Annotated in this window: 22 protein-coding genes; 2 read left to right on the top strand and 20 right to left on the bottom strand. The window is 41.2% G+C overall.

The annotated features are described in order from the left end of the window. The first annotated feature begins 7 nt into the window (after nucleotides 1–7). Nucleotides 8–1507, top strand: coding sequence for a helix-hairpin-helix domain-containing protein (locus tag O1722_RS24370; RefSeq protein ID WP_001284318.1), 1500 nt, complete (start codon nucleotides 8–10; stop codon nucleotides 1505–1507). Between the two features lie 165 nt (nucleotides 1508–1672). Here the strand turns inward: O1722_RS24370 and O1722_RS24365 are convergent, their stop codons facing one another. Further along, a complete protein-coding gene (locus tag O1722_RS24365; protein WP_001232447.1) occupies nucleotides 1673–2755 on the bottom strand; it encodes a competence protein CoiA family protein in 1083 nt (360 codons plus the stop codon). A gap of 360 nt (nucleotides 2756–3115) precedes the next feature. Beyond that, nucleotides 3116–3328 (bottom strand): Hha/YmoA family nucleoid-associated regulatory protein, encoded by a 213-nt coding sequence (locus O1722_RS24360; RefSeq protein WP_001285422.1) that lies wholly within the window; start codon nucleotides 3326–3328, stop codon nucleotides 3116–3118. A gap of 169 nt (nucleotides 3329–3497) precedes the next feature. Here O1722_RS24360 and O1722_RS24355 point away from each other — a divergent pair, with 169 nt between their 5' ends. Beyond that, nucleotides 3498–4673 (top strand): tyrosine-type recombinase/integrase, encoded by a 1176-nt coding sequence (locus O1722_RS24355; protein ID WP_000795949.1) that lies wholly within the window; start codon nucleotides 3498–3500, stop codon nucleotides 4671–4673. Between the two features lie 301 nt (nucleotides 4674–4974). Here the strand turns inward: O1722_RS24355 and O1722_RS24350 are convergent, their stop codons facing one another. The 18 genes from O1722_RS24350 to O1722_RS24265 form a co-directional block, all read right to left on the bottom strand. Further along, nucleotides 4975–5880, bottom strand: coding sequence for a hypothetical protein (locus tag O1722_RS24350; RefSeq protein ID WP_001198595.1), 906 nt, complete (start codon nucleotides 5878–5880; stop codon nucleotides 4975–4977). 9 nt (nucleotides 5881–5889) lie between these two features. Then, on the bottom strand, nucleotides 5890–6852 hold the full coding sequence (locus O1722_RS24345; protein WP_000119428.1) for a DNA replication terminus site-binding protein: 963 nt from the start codon (nucleotides 6850–6852) through the stop codon (nucleotides 5890–5892). Between the two features lie 90 nt (nucleotides 6853–6942). Beyond that, nucleotides 6943–7389: a hypothetical protein gene (locus tag O1722_RS24340; protein ID WP_000549069.1), complete on the bottom strand. Its 447-nt coding sequence runs from the start codon at nucleotides 7387–7389 to the stop codon at nucleotides 6943–6945. Between the two features lie 16 nt (nucleotides 7390–7405). Beyond that, nucleotides 7406–7942: a hypothetical protein gene (locus tag O1722_RS24335; RefSeq protein ID WP_000107167.1), complete on the bottom strand. Its 537-nt coding sequence runs from the start codon at nucleotides 7940–7942 to the stop codon at nucleotides 7406–7408. Nucleotides 7943–8015: 73 nt separating this feature from the next. After that, the gene (locus tag O1722_RS24330; protein ID WP_001371933.1) at nucleotides 8016–8273 is read right to left on the bottom strand and encodes a hypothetical protein; all 258 of its coding nucleotides are present in this window, start codon (nucleotides 8271–8273) and stop codon (nucleotides 8016–8018) included. 7 nt (nucleotides 8274–8280) lie between these two features. Continuing rightward, complete coding sequence (locus tag O1722_RS24325; RefSeq protein ID WP_000578891.1) at nucleotides 8281–8871, bottom strand: hypothetical protein; 591 nt, start codon at nucleotides 8869–8871, stop codon at nucleotides 8281–8283. Between the two features lie 44 nt (nucleotides 8872–8915). Beyond that, the gene (locus O1722_RS24320; RefSeq protein ID WP_001004200.1) at nucleotides 8916–9191 is read right to left on the bottom strand and encodes a hypothetical protein; all 276 of its coding nucleotides are present in this window, start codon (nucleotides 9189–9191) and stop codon (nucleotides 8916–8918) included. Between the two features lie 263 nt (nucleotides 9192–9454). Continuing rightward, a complete protein-coding gene (locus O1722_RS24315) occupies nucleotides 9455–10411 on the bottom strand; it encodes a hypothetical protein (RefSeq protein WP_000149830.1) in 957 nt (318 codons plus the stop codon). Nucleotides 10412–10582: 171 nt separating this feature from the next. Beyond that, the gene (locus tag O1722_RS24310; protein WP_000472041.1) at nucleotides 10583–11521 is read right to left on the bottom strand and encodes a hypothetical protein; all 939 of its coding nucleotides are present in this window, start codon (nucleotides 11519–11521) and stop codon (nucleotides 10583–10585) included. Nucleotides 11522–11587: 66 nt separating this feature from the next. Beyond that, nucleotides 11588–12508, bottom strand: coding sequence for a hypothetical protein (locus tag O1722_RS24305; RefSeq protein ID WP_000991697.1), 921 nt, complete (start codon nucleotides 12506–12508; stop codon nucleotides 11588–11590). Nucleotides 12509–12576: 68 nt separating this feature from the next. Beyond that, on the bottom strand, nucleotides 12577–13512 hold the full coding sequence (locus O1722_RS24300; protein WP_000691119.1) for a hypothetical protein: 936 nt from the start codon (nucleotides 13510–13512) through the stop codon (nucleotides 12577–12579). Nucleotides 13513–13581: 69 nt separating this feature from the next. After that, nucleotides 13582–14460: a hypothetical protein gene (locus O1722_RS24295; RefSeq protein ID WP_000762003.1), complete on the bottom strand. Its 879-nt coding sequence runs from the start codon at nucleotides 14458–14460 to the stop codon at nucleotides 13582–13584. A 78-nt stretch (nucleotides 14461–14538) separates the two neighbouring features. Continuing rightward, nucleotides 14539–15060 (bottom strand): hypothetical protein, encoded by a 522-nt coding sequence (locus tag O1722_RS24290; RefSeq protein WP_001011130.1) that lies wholly within the window; start codon nucleotides 15058–15060, stop codon nucleotides 14539–14541. A gap of 269 nt (nucleotides 15061–15329) precedes the next feature. Next, nucleotides 15330–16562 carry a DUF7146 domain-containing protein gene (locus tag O1722_RS24285; RefSeq protein WP_000220379.1) on the bottom strand — a complete coding sequence of 411 codons (1233 nt, stop codon included), beginning with the start codon at nucleotides 16560–16562 and terminating at the stop codon, nucleotides 15330–15332. A 113-nt stretch (nucleotides 16563–16675) separates the two neighbouring features. Next, nucleotides 16676–16897, bottom strand: a complete 222-nt coding sequence (locus O1722_RS24280) for a hypothetical protein (RefSeq protein ID WP_000192120.1) — start codon at nucleotides 16895–16897, stop codon at nucleotides 16676–16678. A gap of 72 nt (nucleotides 16898–16969) precedes the next feature. Then, nucleotides 16970–18976 carry a VWA domain-containing protein gene (locus O1722_RS24275; RefSeq protein WP_000762700.1) on the bottom strand — a complete coding sequence of 669 codons (2007 nt, stop codon included), beginning with the start codon at nucleotides 18974–18976 and terminating at the stop codon, nucleotides 16970–16972. A 76-nt stretch (nucleotides 18977–19052) separates the two neighbouring features. Continuing rightward, nucleotides 19053–20180: a DUF3150 domain-containing protein gene (locus O1722_RS24270; protein ID WP_000174396.1), complete on the bottom strand. Its 1128-nt coding sequence runs from the start codon at nucleotides 20178–20180 to the stop codon at nucleotides 19053–19055. 63 nt (nucleotides 20181–20243) lie between these two features. Next, on the bottom strand, nucleotides 20244–20417 hold the full coding sequence (locus O1722_RS24265) for a hypothetical protein (protein WP_001176645.1): 174 nt from the start codon (nucleotides 20415–20417) through the stop codon (nucleotides 20244–20246). Nucleotides 20418–20490 lie beyond the last annotated feature (73 nt).

The raw sequence follows: 20490 nt of genomic DNA, 5'->3' as shown, positions 1-20490 counted from the left end.
GATCAATATGGCAAATATCGTTACGTGCAAAACAAAGGACGGCGAAACAGTCCAGTATGTTGACGAGGTAATTGGTTCGGGCTCGATGAAGGATGTTTACTTTTCGCCTGATAAATCATACGTCGTCGCTTTTTATCATAAACCGCAGAACGAGCAGGCCCGGGATCGGATTGATATGATCACCGGACGCTACAGGCAAAACATTTTTGGCCAGTCCGGAGGTGAATACTGGAAGGACCTGTTTTGCTGGCCGACCCATGTTGTTGAGCATGGGCATAAAATCGGCATCGTGGTTCCAACCTACAAAAGCTACTTTTTCTTTAAATACGGCTCTAAAAACGATGATTTTCTTGGCATAAAAGGTCGTGAAAAGGAAGGCAAATGGTTTGCCAGCGCCAGCAACCAGAACAAATTTCTCGACCCACGTGAACGAGGCAATACGCTTACCTATCTCAAGGTCTGTCTGCTGCTGACAAGAGCCGTCAGAAGGATGCATGCGGCAGGTCTCTGTCACAGCGATCTAAGCTATAAAAACGTGCTTATCGATCCAGAAATGGGACATGCCTGCATCATTGACGTAGACGGCCTGGTTGTCCCTGGAAAGTATCCTCCCGACGTGGTGGGCACCCCGGATTTTATCGCTCCGGAAGTGGTGAAAACCAGTCATCTTTCCAAAGAGGATCCGAACCGCGTATTGCCAAGCATTACTACTGACCGTCATGCGCTGTCGGTGCTTATCTACATGTATCTGTTCTTCCGTCATCCGCTACGTGGCGGAAAAATACATGACATGTCGGATGAAGTACGTGATGAGACCTTATCTATGGGTGAGAAGGCACTCTTCATTGAACATCCGACAGACAAAAGCAATGCAGTCAAAGTCAGTCAGCTATCGTCCTTTTCACTGCCCTGGGCTGACCCGGAGAAAATTCCTTACACCATCATGGGCCCTTATCTGACACCTTTGTTTGAGCGCGCCTTTATAGATGGCTTACACGATGCCACTAAACGCCCGACCGCCGATGAGTGGGAAAGCGCCCTGGTTAAAACAGTCGATCTGATACAGCCCTGCCAGAACAAGGCGTGTGAACAGAAATGGTACGTTTTCTCGGGTAAGACAAAGCCGGTTTGTCCCTACTGCGGTACGCCATACAAGGGTAAATTACCGGTTCTAAATTTATATTCTTCCCGAAAGGAAGGCAGTTATCGTCCTGACGACCACCGGTTGATGGTGTGGAGCGGGCAGTCAATCTATGCGTGGCATGTGAATCGCCTCATTGCGCCAAATGAGCGTACAACCGATTTGCAAAGGAAACGAGTTGGGTATTTTGTTTTCCATAACGATCAGTGGTGGTTAGTAAATGAAGGCATAAATGGGCTTATGTCATTACCGGATAAACGACAGATTGCCATTGGGGAAAAAATTGAACTGACGAATAACGCTCAGTTTGTTCTGTCAAAGGAGGAAGGCGGCAGGCTGGTCGTCGTTCAGTTAGTAGAAAACTAACGGACGCCCATAACGACTAAAACGTTCTGGCAGCATACTGAACCTGTTTAATGAATCACTATATTAAGCTGTGTCAAATTTAAGCTGCCAGAAAAACTGACTGTCTGTGCCGGATATGCGGTACACCTCCTGCGGCAAGGGTTTAATGCGCAAAGCCCAATTTATTTATAAGAGTGAATAGTTTTGTGGCTCTACCCTGCCGCTCTCCTTTCCTGTGTCATGGTTTTTAACATCTGAAATACTGACATTGTTAAGCCGGTGATTGTATAAGGCGATGCGGACAATCTCATGAAGATATTCAAGTTCGTTTTGTGTCAAGGACTGGCCTTCCTGGGTTTTTGAAATCATTTCCTGCCAGCAGATCAGTCTTTCGTAACTGACATGTTCGCTGTTTTCCAGGCAGTGCAACCTGAAATAGCGAAGGAACAAAGGAAATTCATCGGTCTGAGCGATGTCATAAGCCCGAACCGTTAACCTACACAGACATACAATCGTATCCTGCTGTAACCTGACTAACGCGTTATGACTGCCCGGAAGGATATCAGGCAATTTCATCTTACAGTCAGCAAGGCGCTGAAGAAGAGGCCCTTCCTCTGAAGGCTCCCGTCCCCGATACTCCTGAAGAGGTTCAGATTCAAGTTCATGCATTAATGGATGATATAGCCATTCCCGGGAACTGGTCTCATCAATGATCAGGCTTTCAATGCACTCACTGTATGTTGTTTTACGTCGCCCGAGCTGCACCTGACTGATTTCATATTCAATATCTGGAAGATCGATACGCAATGCGGCAACTCTTTCGGAAGGATGAAGGTGGTCAAAGGTTAACTTCGCAGAAATGCTACGATCCCTGTCCAGAAAGACGGCCACACATAAATCATTAACCTTTACGAACAGATCAGCTGTGCCTCCGAACATACTGCCGCTTCCAATAACCTCATTCAGTGAAACCGGCCCACCATCGTCGCCAGCGAGAAGATTTGGGAAACCAAGAACCTGGTGCTCGTTGATGACTTCAATAATTTTTCCCCGGATGGCTTCCATCAGACCATCACAGTCACCGGCTACAGCAGTACTGTGTGAGAAATGCCAAAGCTTGACCTCCCCCTGCTTTGCTAACAGATCAGTTTTGCAAGCGGGGCAGATGCAGTTACAGTCGATACCCCGGCTGACCTCTGTAATATCTAAAAAGAGTCCTGATTCTCTCTGGAGTCCAAATGGAATACCAAATGTGTAACTCTTACGCATGGCTGCACCCCGTTTTTGATAATTATTCAAACTATATCCGAAATAACGGAGGAGGATTTCTGTAAAACGAATTAAAAGAAATGATTTTTTAGTTTTCCAGATTAATGTTTGACAAGAATCAAATGAGAGCCTTACAAATATGGAGAGAGAAGTTTAGGTAAAGTAACTTTTATCACAACTTCTAAAATTAAGGAGAATATCGGATGTATTTAGCAGTGGGCTTGGCTTATGATTAAAGTCTTTCTCCGAACTTAATAAGAAAGTTAAAAAGACAGGCTATTACAGTGCCTTTAGCCCCGAAAGGGGCATAAACTATTTTCAAATCCAGACACAGTCTTTTTGTTGTGCCAATATCAATAATTACTCGCGAACAAAGGTCCACACACTCGCAGGAACTTTGTCATATAACTTTTTCATTGTCAGTTCAGCTTTACGATGATCATAAGCACCAGAAATTTCAAGAGAGGCGACACCCGAGTTTTTTTCACATAACCTTTCAAATACTTTTTCGAGCGTTTCGAACGAACTACACTTACGGAATTTCATTAAATAAGACTGCTTTGTGTCAGACATAATCAACCTTCTTTAGACAGGCCTCAACTGGCCAGGGATAATCTTAATATCATTTTTCACTTAAGCCTAACGATTTCACAACCTTTTTCGTTGTTTCCACCCTGTTCATAACCAGGTACATGAGTGCTAAAATGACTGTAAATAAAACCAGTGTATCCCGGTGAGCAGGATGAAGAATCAATCAGTGATCAGACAGTTTTCGGAAAGCGAATTGCATCAGCAGCTGGAAACGTTCGGCAACCATGATAAACAGCTTTCACGCTTGATCCGTTACTTTTCCCATCTGAGATACAACACAGCTAAAACCTATCTGCACTGGCTACGAGTATGGAACGAATGGTATCAGGCGAATGCCCGGTTGCATACAGACTGGCCAGTAAGTTCGCTCCCCGTGTCTGAGGAAGCTCTGCTGGCGTTTATGGGGCATCTTGAAGGCAAATTGTCACGAAGCAGCATAAACAGCTGTCTTCAGGCCTTAAACAGTATCCATAAAAAAGGGCTTAACCTGCCCGGGATTATTACGTCTGAAGCATGGTACATGCTGGAAGCCTTAAAACAATCGGAAGCCCGGAAGCGAAAGACGACTAAACAGGCAACTCCCTTTCTTATTGGCGATCTCAAGGCTCTGATAAAGTTACGCAGTACTACAAACTCAGTTCGTAAGCTTCGTGACCTGTGCCTGATCTGGACAGGCTTTGAAACACTGCTCCGTTCATCCGAAATTCGCCGTATACGTCTGAAAGATCTGTCTCTGGATAGTATGACCGGTGAATTTAACCTGACGGTATACCGTACAAAAACGAACATCAGTACACTTCTTACCTACCGGCTGACACGTCAGTTAACTAACTGCCTCTTGAGATTGATGAACCTTGTGAAAATGGATCAGCACAGTCATCCGGATGAATACCTTTTCCAGGCCGTAAATTTCCATGATACAGGCTATATGCCACCCGGCTGGAAGCTTCGGAGTAAAGGGAATGAGCTATCTGAGCTTCTTAAACGGCATAACCTGCCCTACCGTGCTAAACAAAGTCTTCTGAACGATGAAGATGAGGAAGACACTGTGGACGATGCCGGTATGCTCAGCAAAAATTCCCTTTTACGGGCATTTAAAGAAATGTGGAATGAGCTTTATCCAAATGAGACTAAAACCCGTTACTGGACAGGGCACAGCGTTCGTGTAGGCGGTGCGATACAGCTGGATATTGAAGGTTACTCGCTACCACAGATTATGGAAATGGGGAACTGGTCGAATGAAGAAATGGTTATGCGCTACATTCGCAATATTGAAGCTGGTAAAAAAGCCATGATCAAGCTTATGCGAAATGCCTTTGATGAATAGCGCCCTCACGGGCGCATAACTTTATTTTTTCTTGAACGGGTTAAGTCTGGTGAGATTAGAGAGTGCCCCTCCCGGAGGCAAAATTCCCGTCCTTTTATATTTGTACACGCCATTTAATTTCATTGTCTGGATTCCAAGATTAATAAGCGTGACAAGTTTAAGGGTATACAGGAGTGTAAATTGGGGAGCAACCTGAATAAAAACTAATAACAAGCCTGCACACATTACACGTAGCCATGCCGCGTACTCCATGCTCAGCGGACGCTTGAAATAGAATCTTTCGAGCAAATCAACTGTCTTATTACTGATCCACGCCGCCGCCACTGAGAGTAACAACACGATGCACACCATAATGCCCAGTTCCATTTTCACTCCCTTCTCTTTTAGTCTGTTTAAGTTGAGGCTTAGCCACAGTAGTTTTGTTTTTTGCTTTTTTCTTAGGTTTGGTATGGTGAAACAGAAAACAATCCACCATTACCCAACCATTTTTATATCGAGCCACCAGCATCTTCTGGCTGGGGTAATGAGCATGAAACAGCATTTTCACGTCCATGGTGCCCATCAACGACTGTTTGCGCTTTAGCTCATCCTCAGCCATCTGAAATTCTTGTAAGAATTCTGAAGACAGACGCTGACGCAGAATTCTTATGGCACTGGAGTTTTCATCATTCTTTGCCAGGTGCCCGAAGCGTACAAGTGCCTTGTGGGTTATCTGGATGGGTCCCAGATGAGAGCTGAGCTGTTCGTACTGCCAGAAGTAGGTCAAATCCACCTTAACCCAGCTGATGCTGTCCAGCAGAGCCTCGTTCATGATGGTTCCGGACATAGGTACCATTGTCAGCCTGGCCAGACGCATATGTATGTAGTCCGTAAGCAACCTCAGCGACTCAGGAACGTTTTTATTGAGTAGGAGATGCTGAAGCACCGGGGTTGCGGTCTGCCAACACAGATTGCGCCCGTCAGGCAGGAAAGCAAACTTTTGATCGTCAGGCGCAGAGTTCGAAGCGTTTTCCTTACGAAGCAAAAAATAATGGCCGCACAGCAGCTCTGCTCTTACCTGGTCCTCGTCAGGGTCATGTCGGGCTTTACTTAGATCAACGGTTAGCACAACGCGGTTAATCGCATCAGCGTGATATTTTTTTACCCAGACGCAGACACGATAGAGACGCTCATCGATTTTCTGGCTGGCTGTGGAAATCCATTGCATTGTTGTTCCTTAATTTTCGGGGCTGACAATGAAAATGCCCAGCTCAGCCCCCGGCACGAGTTCTGTATATTTCAGGCTCAGCTTCCGTTGGTTGGACGGACCCTGGCTGTTTTCAGGAGCCCAGTCAGAGAGCGTTTTTAATTGAGGTATGTTGCCTGCTGCGAAAATGGGCAAGGATGCTTTTACTACTGAATAATCAGTCTCAGCATATTTATTCCCGTTTCGTTCCTGCCCTTCAGGCCTAAATGCAAAAATGTGAGCAATCGGAACAGGGAAAGAGTTAGTTCGACAAAGGCGATAAGATTCGCCCTGCTTCAGTGGGTGAAATTCAAGACGGTGTAAAGCCTTATCGATATTAGACACGACATTCAAATTGGTAGTTGCTACATTTTTTACTTCTGAGGCTCTCCTGCGCTCCAACAAACTCACAAGTTGCTCTGCTGTTTTAACTTCCTGGTTTCGGTTTAGCCGCCATGAAAAAGTAACTTTTTTAAGCTGGGACTTGATGAAAAGGATATTTCTTGTTGAGTGCATAGCGACAAGGCCCGGGAGCTTCTTGTGCACTTTATCAAAACGGACATTCTTTTTATTATCGATACGCCTCATTGCCGCAGCAAAATCATTTTTTGCTTCGTTTATAGAAGTGATCAAGCTTTCGAGAAGATCTGCTCTTTCGGGGACAATGATTAGACCCGGGTATTTAGTGGTTACTTTGGTGGAATCATGACTTAATGACTCTATGTCATCCACACAGATGTCAGTAAGTGCCTGAATAATTTCCTCAACCGAAGCATCGTCTTTAATACTAACCCTGATGGGTTTAACCTGCTTCAAGCGCTCTTCTGTTCTAGATACGGTGGAGACAGTCATCAGGTTTGCCATCATCGGGGGGGTGTTCGAAAGAAAACACTTGAGCGAGTCGATGCGTTCCAGAATCTGGTCACGAAAATAGGGCAAATCGTCATAACTCATACGTTTCTCCAGGCTCATGTTATTTCCAATCAATTTTGCTGCCCAGGCTGACCTTGCAGAACATAAATGTCATGTAAACCTCTAAAGAAGTCATTTTGAAACAGCTTTCACAGCATGCGATTTATGTTCGATAGGGCTCATGAACAAAGGATGATAATGGAGACGCCATGGATAGTGGATAGTCTTACCCACCTGGGTGATCCGATTGAGGCGAAAACGACCATTTATACAGTCAACTGACCAAAGCCCGGGAGAAACTAACCTCTTCCAGCGGTAAAAAGAGAAACCTGCAACACAGAGGTCATGCTCCAGGAAATGTTGAGTTTCGACGACGCGAACTTTTATCAAAAACCCCAGCATTGGCGAAAACCAGATCAACAACCATGTTGGCGGCAGGATGACTTTGTTCAGGAGATGATCTGTCATAAGCAAGGCAGATAACATCAGAAAACTGATAGTCAACCACAGGGCCATCCAACCGGCCCATACGCGGCTCTGACAGGGTTTCCATTCGAGAAGAAAAAGTTTTTTATGCATTCTGCCCCGCCTAATTTTAATGTATTGCCGAAGTATGCTGCATCATGATGGTGGTGCGGGGAAAGATTTCAAACTTCCACAATTCTGAAGCCGTGTTCCAACCATGAAAGATCCCGTCTCCACAGCGAGTGTTAAAAGCAAGAATTTCATCCCTGACCTGGTAAGCGAGCACTTCTGGCATATCAATAAACTCAGGTAAGGAAAGAAGAATTCCATGGATAACTTCTCCGGTTAACTTACTCATAACCTCTTCCTCAGACAGGGCAGCGTCCGGGAACAAACACAACGGAAGTGAAAAACAACATAGGTCAAGACCAATAGCAGCCCTTCCTGCGTCGTAGCCTTCTTCATTAACGACAAAACGAAAGAATTTTTCTGTCTCACCCCGTAATGATGACGGTCCTTCAGACGGAACTTCAATACCACTGAAGACTTTATCGGTCCAGTTGGTAAAAGGACTGGTGAAAACCCAACAAATTAAGGATAACGCCAGCTCTTCCTTAAACATACGTTCAGTGCCGGTAGTTCTGGAAAGTTGCTTTTGAGTACTCATGTTTTACCTGTTGCATGAAATTATTGATGTTATATAAACACAACCGGCATTTTATCTAATAGGTTTGAAAACACTAAAAATCGCAAATGCTGGTACCTTTCTGTTTTAAGAGATTTTCAAGGTAAAGTGAGGCTAGATCAATTGGCTGGTTCTCTTCAAGACAGGCTCGCACAAGATCTTCAATAGAGACCGAATCAACCCCCCTTCCCTGTAAAATTTCTTTAGCAGATGCCAGCGTTTTATGAACGCTTCGACTTAGTTGTAATCTGACTTGTGTGCGGGTATCAAAAAGACAATCTTCTGTGACACTTTGTGAAACGGTTCTACTCATTGAAAAATCACTCCATTTCTGGGATCGAATGAAAATTAACAGCTATAGATGTATCAGGTTTCCCATTTTCTACGATACTCAACCACGTACGCGCTGAGATTTGTTGTTCACAGACGAGTATGTAACCTGTTCCCTGTTGATGATGTAGCTCAAGAGCTTTTAGGATAGGCTCTGAATGAGGTCCGAGAGCATCACGCGTGTGAATAAGCGTTTGCTCTGGCAATACGTTGCTAAGCATAGACAGCAGAACATTACGCTCATCCTCATTATCCGACAAAACAAGAATTATACGAAAACCCGTTTTTATACGAAATCTGATTTCTGAAACTAACTTTCTTAATCTTAATTTATATATGACCAGGCGGAATCGAGTCATCAGTAAAGAGACCACTGTGAAGATAACGATTACTGCGCCATATTTTGACCTGTAGAACCACCAGTTAAGGCCTCCAGCAACTATCAGGATTAACATTAAAATTAAACTCCCATAGAAAAAAAGTGCTGGGTAGCGAGTTGTCTTTCCTTCAATTAGTGCTGAGGCAAATATCAAAATGGATATTCCGTAAATTACCCAGTCAAAAATACTTTCTCCAATCATTCTTTAGTGAACATCCTTAAAAGTGGAAATGTAGGTTTATGGGTTTATGCATTTTCCTGATGGCCTTGACAACCAAGGATTTCACAGAAATTGTCACAGTGTGAAGCTGTAACAAAGCGCTCTCCACGTTCGAATCGCTCAACCAAATCCTTTCTTACTTCACTTCCAGGTTTCTGGAAGATGTACTCAAACTGGAGATCCTCGGCCGTTGAAAGTAGTCGTTCTATGCTGAAATCAACATGGTAAAAGCAAAACTGATTATCAACCGGGGGAAAGTTGCTTTTGGTACTGTTCTCGTTTTTGGATTTTAGTTCATTCATGAGCTCTCCTTGGTTGAGAACAGTATACAAATCTCTTTAGGGATTTTTTTTCGTTAATAGCACTTTTTTGAGTTTAAAGAGTATGTTCATACCAGAGCATTAGAGGCTACGAAAAGGATAATGGAATTAGAAAGATAGATTTTAAGTGGTGATGTAAGGTGGGATAGGTAGAAGAGGAGTAGACGCTTGTAAGCGAGGCAAAAAAAAGGCACGGAAACCGTGCCATAAGAGTATGTGAGAAAAAATCAAAATCAGGGAAAGAATCAAGCAGCTTGTGAAACTGAATCTCCAACTGCAAGATTTAAATTTCTTAGGTTATCGAAAACTTCAGATACTAAGTCATTACGGTCGTGGATTTTAATCCGCCCACCGGTTAACTCTGAAACATAAACGGTATGGCAGAGGTCAGTAACCACTTCGCCGTATTCATCAACGACTTCCAAAGATGCAATCATCGGAATATAAGAAGCCGCAGCATAGCTCTCATAAATACTTATTATGGAGTCATTGTTGCGTCGAGAAATTACCCTACCAGAAGGTAAAGCCTCATCTTCCATATAGCAATCAGATAGGTCCTCACAGAAGTCATTTTCTTTAAGTGAAATATTAAGGGTCAATTCACTGTTGATAGAGCGTGAATAAGAATATTCACTCAGTTTATAGCAAGCCAAACTTATATCACTAAAAGTTTCATAAGCTTTATAGAGGCTCGATGTTATAGACTCAGATACAAATGTTATTAGTCCAATAAAATGAGTATCCCAGAACTGTTGCAAAGCAAAACGGGCAATCATAACCTGACCATCAACCTGCATCAGTCTGTTATATTCATCCCGGTCATAACCTTTCGACTGAGAAACATCATTAGACATGCTAAGAACTTCACTACAAACATCATCATATTCAAAACGGCTAGTTGCAAAGTGTTTTCCTGAAATCTCAAGGTACTGACCAGAGACTGCGTCAAACACCTCAAGAAAGTAACAGAGTCGAGATTTTAAAGATTCTCTGTTTAAAGCTTCTATTTCATTCTCAGAGATACTATCGACATATAAATCAACAGCATTCTTGAGTTCAATAGCTTTGATATTACAGGTAAAAGAAAGCTCGTCACTTTGACAATGGCAAACACTTAATACTATATCCGCCTCATCAAAATCTATGCCAAGATAGCTCAGAACTGCTCGGACATAGTTTTTATCATCAGATGAATGTGTCATATACACTACCTCAAATTTGAGAGGAAGTGCCCCAGAAGGGAAGCGACTTCCCCACTGGGTTAGATAAAAGTTTGGTTAAGCTAAAAGAAGATGCCAGCGACAGATTTTACATTGTCATAGACAAGTGTCTTCAGCCAACCAAAGTTACTTTTTTGGACTGAAGCAAAAGGATCATTGAGACGCGTTACGAAAATCGTCAAAAGCTTCAGTTATTAGTAATGTGCGATCAGTTACTCTGTATCGGTCATTACTTTCGAGAGATACGTAAGTTGAATGCGAAGAATCACAGACAACACGCCCTCTTTTATTGATCAATCTTACTTCCATCATCACCGGCACATTGATAATTGAAGCAACATCGGTATAGAGGGATATGAGGGCATCATTGTCACAATATAACGCCCCGTTCCCATCAAATGTATCGTTAAACTTAATATATATATCTGGCATATTTGCCGGATAATCATCAGTATTGAAATCAATGCATAACTTTAAGTCATCATTAATACGGCGATTAATCTTATGCTGCCCAACACGTACAAAGCCATGTTCAACAGCTTTGATAATCCTTAAAGTTTCATTAAGACAATCTGTAATTCTTTTCTCGACAAATGAGATAAAGTCACCAAAGTCGGAATGAAAAAACTGTTTAAGTGCAAATTTCGCAACTAACACTTTCCCATCCACCTTCATTTTATCGAGATAAAGATTTCTTATAGCATCAGTAGAAGAATTAGCTTTAGATAACTCTTCACAGTCATTAATAATCATTGAAACAATATCAATAACTTTAACTGGGCTTAAAGTATTACTATATCCGCGAATATCAAACGTAAAAAATCCGAAATTCTTAAATACTCCAAGAAAATAAATTATTTTTTGTTTCAAAAGAATAGAATCGGAGTAAGATGCGTTGTGCTTTATTAGTTCAGATATGTAGAGATCCAACATACAATTTAAATTATCGATATCTACATCGTAATCAAAGGTTACTTTGTCGAACGAAGTATCAGATAATTGAACGGTTATATCGTCAGCGGGAACATTAAGGCCTAAATTTTGATAAAGAAAGGCACTAACAAATTCCACGTGGTCAGATTCTTTAAACATTTACACTACCTCATGACTAAAAAGGAAGTGCTTCCCACCGGGAAGCAAGTTCCCGGATGGGTTAGATTAATTATAAAAGAGTTCTTCAGAAGGTACATGCATTTCTGGTTTGAACTGTTTTAAGGAGTTGTTTATAGCTTTTCGATATAACCCTGAAGAGTGTGGCTTAAACATTTGATATTCCGTAACGAGCAGAGGAGACGTAAAGCATCCTAAGTTCACTAGTGAAATATTTGATGTTTCTTCACAAACATCTAATTCAGCGTATATCCGCCTCTTCATTACCCTGCCTGCTAAATAGCGACGAACATGATTTATAAACTTGTCCGCATCTGATATAGAATTAACTATATAATCAGATGTGACTATCTGATTAGATACAGTTTCAGGTATAGCTTCGGCTATTATTTTTACGTTCATTTCATAATCAACACTATGGAAGCAAGCAAGAATTTGTGGCTTCGCGCTTTCTAAAATCTTTTCAAGAACAGAAAAAATCAGAGAGAACTCGTTTAAAATTCGCTTTTGTATAAGTCCATGTAGATGTTTTATGAAAGGAGAACCGTGTTCAACAAGGCCTAGTATAAGATCCTTAGAGGCCAAATCTGAGCGGTAATAAACGTATTCTAGATTATCCCGGTTAAATCCTTTGATAAGCAAATCAGGCTGCTCTGAGACCAGTCGTAAATGAGTTGAAGCTATAGAAACTTCAAAACGAAAGTTCGCGAGATTTACAGGGCCTGCTTTTAATGTAGCCGCTTCGGAAAAATAAATGAAAAGAGGATGCAAATCATCGTTACCACAGTAAAGATGGTCTGCGCCCTTAAGATATTTCACCAAATGAGGTAGAAAAGATATTACTGGAATATCAGCCACAAATCGAATATGCCGAAATGGTTTTGAATCCAAATATATATTTTCCACTACAGCGCCAACAAAACCCATTTTAACAAGAATAGATTCAACTAACTTTTGTATCGCATTCATTTAAATACCCTCTTAATAGAGGGGTTTCTCCCAAAGGGAGAAATCCCTATGGGAGAAAATAATTTTAATTAATAATTGTAGCGAAGCGCATGTTCTTTTTCACTAAGATGGTTTTCATATTCCGACTTACCAGAACTTAAACACTCTTTGAAAAAGACCTTTGAAAAATTCTTCAAGTCACTTCGGTTGTTAATTTCTTTGTCAGACATCAACTTAGCTGAGTGTGAGGTATCCACAGGCCCCAACCACCATTCATATTTAATATAAACACAATTGGTTTTTGTATGTCCATTTAGAAATCGTTTTGCATTTCTAAGTATTTTTCTACAACCGTTAAGGTCTGAAAGTAAGATATCTGGAGCAATGAGCTCTTCCAGAATATGACCAGGTAAGCCTTTCCTAAAAAGCTCAACATCGTAACTACAATACCAGTCACGATAATTAAAAGCTTTAATAAGTCTTTCAGGTGTATCCAAAGATATCTTATTCAGGATTTTTAATGCAAAGCATACAGCATCTTTTAACAACTCGTGCACCTCAACATTGATAAATGAGAAAAACGAGCTTAATTCTTTCTCTAAGGAATTATACAACTTACCGTAAATATCCTGAGAAAAAAGATACTGCAATCTTTCTTTATTATAAGTGCAATTCGAAATTGAATAGACTTCTCCTCTTTCGATTTTGCACCCTTCCCTTAAAACTATAGGAAACCTCAAATGGTTAACAATGAAAGAATGATTCTTTCTTTGCTTCAAAGCATCTAATTGAAATTTCGTAATTTCCTCCAGATTTGCATCTTCAAAACCTGGAAAGGGAATATCACAGAAACAAGAACTATATGCTTTTGCTGATTCATACATAAACTCCAGTGAAACATCAGCATCAAAAGACATACCAGAGAACATGCCCTGCCCATTGTCTAAAAATGTAATGTTTTTAACCTGTATTTTTTTATGTTGAACAACCAAAAAGGCATTAATGATTTTTTCGATAATTTTCATGTGATCCTCTCTCAATAAAAAAGGGATCACTCCCATATGGGGTGTGATCCCCACATGGGTATAATTTAATTAAAAATCTGTAAGACCTAAATCTTTATTTCTACCACAAACTGTAGAAGATATAAGACGTTTTACTCGCTTTCGAGCACTTCGGCCTGACGTATCTTTCAAGTACATCGGTAATGACAATGATGAGATTTGATTACTTCGCTTATGATGGCAGACTATATAGCCCTGCCTCCACCCCGAACGCACAAACTCACGGATGCGGTTAATATATGCCGAAGCTTGAGATTTTGTACTTATCGATTCAGAACACTTTAAGTTCTGTTCGATAGAGTAAAGCTCAGCCGCCATTAATTTCACCTCATACAGGTCATCCCCATAACTTATAGTTTTCAACAGCTCTTCCTTTTCCCGAATGAAAAATACTTGCTGCATTCCAAGGATCAGGTCATAGGCCTCTCGAAAGAGGTCGATAAGCTTATTACGAACATAAATCATAAACTCCTCAAAGTGCTGAAGCCAGAAATAAGCCGCATTACTTATTTGTGAATTGTGAGAACAAACAAGCCCTTTAGCAAGCTCGACCTCTTCCTCCCGAAAAGTAAAGTTACTTTTCTTAAACCGACTTTGTTCAAAAATGCTTTGATGCATTTCTATCCATACAGAAACAAAACCGAGGGATTCAAATTCTTCGTTTAACAAATGTAAACTTTCGAAGATTTTCTGAATTTCGATCCCGATGTCATATGACAGTGGACATTCTTTTATAGAATAAACATAACCGGGTAGGAAGTGAGATAAATGCTCAGTTCGCAAATATAAACTGAATTTAAGTTCTGTCAGTGGTTGTTTCAAAGATAATTTAGATGATTCGCTTATATTTACTGGTTCAACACCATTTCTAATCAAAATAGCTTTTACCAGGTCCGTAGCTAACTTCATACAGCCTCCAGTCGTTATTGAGGCCTCCCTGATGCAGGTTGGCCATCAGGGAAAATATGTAAATCAATTAGCAACCAATCAGACCGTTGCCATTACATTGTCAATGTATCTGACAAGGGATGGGCGGTCGTCCTGTAAGGCAAAACGGCGAAGGTCATCAAGATTATACGCAGGAAGATAATCAGCGTAACCTCGAATACGAAGGTCCTCAACCACAACTTTTATATACTCAAATCGTCCAAGATTTCCTTTTAATGGGGGTTTTCCTGGACTAGACAGCATATCGTCTGCTTGCTCCCATGTGATTTCTTTAGCTTCACCACTATGTAGATCAAGATGGACATATATGAATGACTTATAATCTCCACGGCAACGAAGATAATATTTCGGATAGAAATATTTGTCACAACGCAACAAACACGTTCCTGAAGGACGAACTACGTACAACAGGTTTCTGTCATTTTCTAATATGCCATGTTTCAAAATCGTTATATCTATCTCATTATCATGCAGCAAATAGCATGACGATGGTTCATTGACGATGCGCGATTTTATAACAGCAGCAAATTTATTAAAAACTTCGTTAGTTTGAAAATTCATTAAAATGCTCTCCGATGTAAAACGACGAGCATCACCATAACGGTAATACTCCCGTTATGGGTTTTAATAGTTTATGGAATAACCATGTCATACAACCGACCATAGCCAGTAGTACCGCACATTTATTTAACTGAGCAAGCATCTCAGCCGTGAAAAGACCTTAAAGGCAGGTAATTATCACGAAGGAAAGCGGTTATCTTATCAATACAATTTAAAAAATAATATTGATAAGATAACCCCCCCCGCAAAATGCGGGGGAGTTATCGTTGTTACAGCTGATTAAGACATTCAGGAGCCCAGTGAATCGGGAATCCATCCTGCCCTGTTAACTGGAGAACATCGTTCCAGTCGATACCCTTTTTCCCATCAGGAATATCTTGTGCTGGTTCGAAGACTTCAATTGTCAGCTTTGATGCGGGATATCGTTTAGCCAAAAACTCAACCATGCGGCTTTGAAGTCGCTGAGCAGCTTCGATACCGGCACGAGTGCCTTGTGAGTTAGCAATATCCTTATCCGCCCAGATATAAAAGTTTATATATTTTACATCCGGCGGAGGCAGTAAAAAATCAGGAACAGTAACGTTTTCAAGGCACCATGCGGAGCTGGCTGCCCAGCATGGTGTTGAAGTCGCTTCTACAACAGAAAGCGCATTCTCGATCCCTTCAGCCACTCCCAGTGTCCAGGTCGAACTACCTGAATCATAGTGAGGGTCAAACAACTGAATTGAGCCACCTGTCATATCGGCAGGAGGCTTCATCATCAGCTTTGGATTTTCTACAGGTGCCTTATCACCGTTTTTGTCTACGTATGTTCTATGGATAGTCAGAGGCCGACCTCGGGTGTCACGATAGATTGCAATCATTCCCGGATAGATAATCGATTTCTGCTTATCTTTATCCCAATAGTAGATCCGGTTATTAAAGCCTAAATCCTTTGGTAAGTGACTCAGTAAGCGGGAGATCCCACGATTACGGAGGTACAAAGCAACAGGAGTATTAGGCTTTATTTCACCGGTATAGTGATACATCACATCAAGTTTTCGCATTCGCTTTGCCACTTCCTCTCGGTCAAGAGTTTCTGTGGCACGAACTGCTGATTTATAGCGTCGTTCATTTTCAATGTCGGCGTCAGTTAACGGAGCATGCAGATCCATCCCGAAAAAATCTGAGAGAATCTTTTTGCAAGTCTGCGTTTTACTTAATTCATAATATTTCGCCAGAACATCAATTCCGTCGCAAAACTCATTTACCGGAAAGTCATTATGGATCGCACATCCGGTATAAAGGTCTTTTTGTCGGAAACGAAACTTCGATTTCCCTGCGCCAGTAAACGGGCAAGGAACCTGGCTCGGGGCTTTTGCACAAGCGTCTTTGAAAGCAGGTATTCTTTCGAATATATACTTCCAGCCAGACACTTCAGCAATTCGAGCATGAACGAGTTTAATAAAGTGTTCAGATACTTCCTGTGGTTTACGACGAAGAGCCGGGGATGCATAAGTCATGATGATCTCTCTTATCTGGCATTGTGAGTTTCTCAATGCCTTCTGCGGTGCAGAAGACAGGGAGAAACCCACAACGCAGAATTTAAGAAAGAGGGCCCGGGGGCCCTCAACATTTATGCTTCAGTCGTGAAGCCATTATTCTCAAGACGCTGTATGTAGTTATCTACAAGTAACGCAGCCTGCTGGCTATTACCCTCCGCTATAGTGACTTCGCGGAAGATTCTTTCCTGAGGGCTATCATTGCTTATAACTTCACCAACACGTCCGAAAATACGGACTTTATGCATCGCACCGACTTTTTCATGTTCTACACGGTAAGTTTTTATCTGAGTCATATTTTGCTCCTTATTCCTTCATGGAGCAAAAAGACCCACCGGGGCCTTTTTGCCCCGATTGGGTAGAGTTTATTAAGAAAGTATTTGATGAACTAGCTTACTGACTTCAATAGACAATAAAGAAGTATCATCAACTGTTACGAAAGTGTCCGTTTCAAAACCAATTATTTCATCAGTCTTAATACCAACACCAACGATTTCTATTCCATTACATTTAGCCTTTTCCATAACTTCGACGATAGTAAATTCCGATTTATTCGGATAACCATCAGTTATAAGAAAAATTATTTTCCTATCGAATTGGCTGTCAAGTAACAGATCAACAGCTGCCATTAAAGCAGATCCCGTAGGGGTATAATAACCCTTACATCCAAGAGTGAATTTCGATAGAGATTCCTCAACGCTTTGATCAAACGTTTTGATAATCTCAAATTCACTTTCCTTGAAGGGAAAAACTATATTGGAGACATGCATTTTTGACAAACTTTCAGCGGCCATCGATAAAGCAAGATCTGACTTAATGGCATGAATATATCTTTCATCATTAGCCATTGACGCTGAAATATCACGAACTAATACGAGGCCAACATGCCCTCTATTTTTAGATTCGCTTTGAGCTCTGAAGACATCACGAACTCCCATTTGTGACAGAATTAATCGATTTCCATCGAAGGTAATTCCACGCTCATGAGTTTTGTTTCGGCCACGCATTTTAACCTGCTGTAAAACAGACAAGTCGCTACCGATTGAATGACTCAGAGACAAAGCCTCATTGTAAACATTCAAATCGATAAGGAGATCAGGGATATCCCATTCAGAAGCACCGAATTCGGCTTTCACGTCATCGGATACTTTTGATGCAATACCTTCAATCTCTTTAGCCAAAGCATCGTGATAATCTTCGCTATCCTCATCACTGCTAAGAAAGGCATCCAACAAATCTGCCAGTATCTCCCATTGAGCCGATGAAAAGTTACTTTCATCTTCAACGTTAGTCGAACTGGCTTCATCTGATTCACTCTCGGAAGGGTTAATCGCATCAGTATCGTCTTCAATAATGTTATCACCCGTGGGATTGCCACCGGTGGGTTCATTATTTCCCTCGTTATCTTCAGCAAGTTCTGAAGGCTCAGAACATCCCTCTTGAGCAAGATCAGCGTTATCGGAAGTATCTGCCTGACCTTCACTATCGTCCTCAGAATCATCCTCACGACTATCAGTCGACGTAAGCGATTTATCTTCTGATTCGGTATCGGTATCGGTCTCGGATTCATCATATGCCTCCTGCTCCTCCTGCTCTGTCTGCTGCTGTTGTTCCTTTGCCTCATCCCGCAGTCTCTCTAAAAGAGCCAGGGTCTTACGAGCAAGGGATTCACAGCCCTGAGTATTTTCACAACCAAGAGCATCATGAAAAATTTCCTCAACATCAGAAATTACTGGAGAAAGTATCTTTTGGGCATAGTCAAAAAACGGATCGAGGGTTTCTTTGTGACCTACCTGCTGAAGGACTTTTACTCGCAATGAGTTAAGCAGATACCACTCAATAAATAGGACAGGATTTTCCGGACGAGAAGATATATCAGGAGTCATCCTTCCGGCTTTAACCATCAGTGCGTAAGTGGCTGCAAGCCGCCGCTTTGCATCCGGATAATCGTTACCAACCTTCTCTTCCATCTGTACATCATCGAACAGATTTATAAGCCCGGTAAGACGTTTTGCCCTGCTATAAGCTTTACGTTTCTCAGCGAGGCTCTCAAACTCTGCATTCATTCCGTCATCGAAGCGTGTAAACCCTTCAGATGACATGAGAACACTATTAAAGGCGTCACTGTAAACCTCACTGACGGTATAGCGACCATGACCAGCTTCATGACAGGTAAAACCTTCAATCAGACTGACAAAGTCATCATCGCTATAATCGCCGTTTGGTAAAACACAAACTTTATTGACAGGATCAAAATACGGTCCTTTGGTATTGTCGTCTATTACAACTCTTACATCGCCTAAGCCGCTAATGACTTTTGCTATATTCTGTAAACGCTTAATATGGCGCGGCGATGATTTAAGATCTAATTTCATAGAATACCTCTTTATAAAAAGGGGTACTCACCCAGATGGTGAAGTACCCATCTGGGGTTTTTAATAAAGCAAACAGTTACCAGCCTTTGAGCTCGATATCAAAACCATTTTCAGCATTGTCTTCCTGTTGCGAAACTGATTTCTCAGGTTCAGCTACAGAATCAGTGTTTGAAAACGTGCTGTTTTTTATATCGTTCTCTACGACAGGTTCAACCTGAAACACATTTGTTGAATCTAAAATAGCTTCAATACCTGTGTTCTGTAGCGCGTTCGGTTCTGTTTGTGAGCTTTGATTAAATGATCTGGTAATAGATTCCAACCAGTCAGTAACCTTTTGCTCTCCTGAAATAATACGCTTTAACATTGAAGCATCACTCATGAAATAAAACCACTGCTGTAACACCGCAACGTCGCGAGGTTCAGAAATGGCACCTTTAGGTAAATTATTCATTATGTGTTTTATAGCTTCTGCAAGTACTGCCGCCTCTTTATGTATAAACATGAAGCTAATGATCTTATTTTGCATTTGCTTCAGTCGGTCAATAGTACTTGAGCGCAAATTATTATTTTTACTAATTTTTTCATAAACCCTCATTGCTTCTTCTGCCAGATCTGTTATCAATTGTTCCTGATAGTAGTCCTGGGTTTCATCACCTTCAACGCTAATAGGCGTAAAAGGAATAAAGTGAGCAATATTAAATCTAAAGGATTTTATGAAATCATCTTTAGTTAATTTCAACTGATCAATCAAAGAAGACATTCTTGGGCTTCTATTTTTTTCAGCCTCAATATGCATCTCATAATTGTCTACAACGTTTTGAATACCTGCCTGAAACTCTCGTTCAATCTCTTGGGCCCCTTCCAGAAACTCTTCCATACTGGAAACTGGTAAAATCCACATATTGCTATAGCGGATGCACAAGCGTGAGCAAAGGGTTGATATTCTGCTGGTAATCGTACTTTTGAAGCTAAGGGCTTTTATGTCAATCCAACGTACTTCGCTTTTAGATACGCTTTTTTGATCCGTAATATCATCTCCATCATAAGACAAATCGATTTTATCGGTTCGACGCGATCCTTGACAGCCACTTATTTCAATTTTTGTTATAACTGCACCTTCCAGTAAATCTGGATATGATTTTGCAAAATTCTCAGAGATTTGTTTTGCAGATACTTTGTTAAGCATTGAAGTATTTAAAGTCATGGGTTTCTCCAAAAAAAAGGGGAAACCCTCCCCAACGGGAAAGATTTCCCGATAGGGTTGATATTAAAGCTTCTCTGGTGCAATTAAAAGAATACCGGGAAACTCAGCGGCAACATCATCATTGCCCATTGCTCCCTGATACATATAACCTTTTAATTCCATTTCTTTAATTAGACCTTCCATATTTATTTTACCATCATGATAAAACAATAAAGAATAGTCGTTATTCAGTTGCATAAGTCCAGTAAAATTAGTTCCGTTTTTTGCTATAGCAATGGTAGCAGCACCATCCGTACTTAAAAACGCACTA

Source organism: Enterobacter cloacae complex sp. HYC003_NIDB, from assembly GCF_056673375.1.
This window is presented reverse-complemented; position numbering and strand designations above follow the sequence as displayed.

Coding starts and splice junctions, on each gene's coding strand:
- O1722_RS24360 (WP_001285422.1), bottom strand. CDS start 3,328: ATGTCTGACACAAAGCAGTCTTATTTAATGAAATTCCGTAAGTGTAGT.
- O1722_RS24335 (WP_000107167.1), bottom strand. CDS start 7,942: ATGAGTACTCAAAAGCAACTTTCCAGAACTACCGGCACTGAACGTATG.
- O1722_RS24300 (WP_000691119.1), bottom strand. CDS start 13,512: ATGAAAATTATCGAAAAAATCATTAATGCCTTTTTGGTTGTTCAACAT.
- O1722_RS24280 (WP_000192120.1), bottom strand. CDS start 16,897: ATGACTCAGATAAAAACTTACCGTGTAGAACATGAAAAAGTCGGTGCG.
- O1722_RS24275 (WP_000762700.1), bottom strand. CDS start 18,976: ATGAAATTAGATCTTAAATCATCGCCGCGCCATATTAAGCGTTTACAG.
- O1722_RS24295 (WP_000762003.1), bottom strand. CDS start 14,460: ATGAAGTTAGCTACGGACCTGGTAAAAGCTATTTTGATTAGAAATGGT.
- O1722_RS24355 (WP_000795949.1), top strand. CDS start 3,498: ATGAAGAATCAATCAGTGATCAGACAGTTTTCGGAAAGCGAATTGCAT.
- O1722_RS24305 (WP_000991697.1), bottom strand. CDS start 12,508: ATGAATGCGATACAAAAGTTAGTTGAATCTATTCTTGTTAAAATGGGT.
- O1722_RS24265 (WP_001176645.1), bottom strand. CDS start 20,417: ATGCAACTGAATAACGACTATTCTTTATTGTTTTATCATGATGGTAAA.
- O1722_RS24320 (WP_001004200.1), bottom strand. CDS start 9,191: ATGAATGAACTAAAATCCAAAAACGAGAACAGTACCAAAAGCAACTTT.
- O1722_RS24345 (WP_000119428.1), bottom strand. CDS start 6,852: ATGAGTTATGACGATTTGCCCTATTTTCGTGACCAGATTCTGGAACGC.
- O1722_RS24270 (WP_000174396.1), bottom strand. CDS start 20,180: ATGACTTTAAATACTTCAATGCTTAACAAAGTATCTGCAAAACAAATC.
- O1722_RS24290 (WP_001011130.1), bottom strand. CDS start 15,060: ATGAATTTTCAAACTAACGAAGTTTTTAATAAATTTGCTGCTGTTATA.
- O1722_RS24325 (WP_000578891.1), bottom strand. CDS start 8,871: ATGATTGGAGAAAGTATTTTTGACTGGGTAATTTACGGAATATCCATT.
- O1722_RS24330 (WP_001371933.1), bottom strand. CDS start 8,273: ATGAGTAGAACCGTTTCACAAAGTGTCACAGAAGATTGTCTTTTTGAT.
- O1722_RS24340 (WP_000549069.1), bottom strand. CDS start 7,389: ATGCATAAAAAACTTTTTCTTCTCGAATGGAAACCCTGTCAGAGCCGC.
- O1722_RS24285 (WP_000220379.1), bottom strand. CDS start 16,562: ATGACTTATGCATCCCCGGCTCTTCGTCGTAAACCACAGGAAGTATCT.
- O1722_RS24315 (WP_000149830.1), bottom strand. CDS start 10,411: ATGACACATTCATCTGATGATAAAAACTATGTCCGAGCAGTTCTGAGC.
- O1722_RS24350 (WP_001198595.1), bottom strand. CDS start 5,880: ATGCAATGGATTTCCACAGCCAGCCAGAAAATCGATGAGCGTCTCTAT.
- O1722_RS24310 (WP_000472041.1), bottom strand. CDS start 11,521: ATGTTTAAAGAATCTGACCACGTGGAATTTGTTAGTGCCTTTCTTTAT.
- O1722_RS24370 (WP_001284318.1), top strand. CDS start 8: ATGGCAAATATCGTTACGTGCAAAACAAAGGACGGCGAAACAGTCCAG.
- O1722_RS24365 (WP_001232447.1), bottom strand. CDS start 2,755: ATGCGTAAGAGTTACACATTTGGTATTCCATTTGGACTCCAGAGAGAA.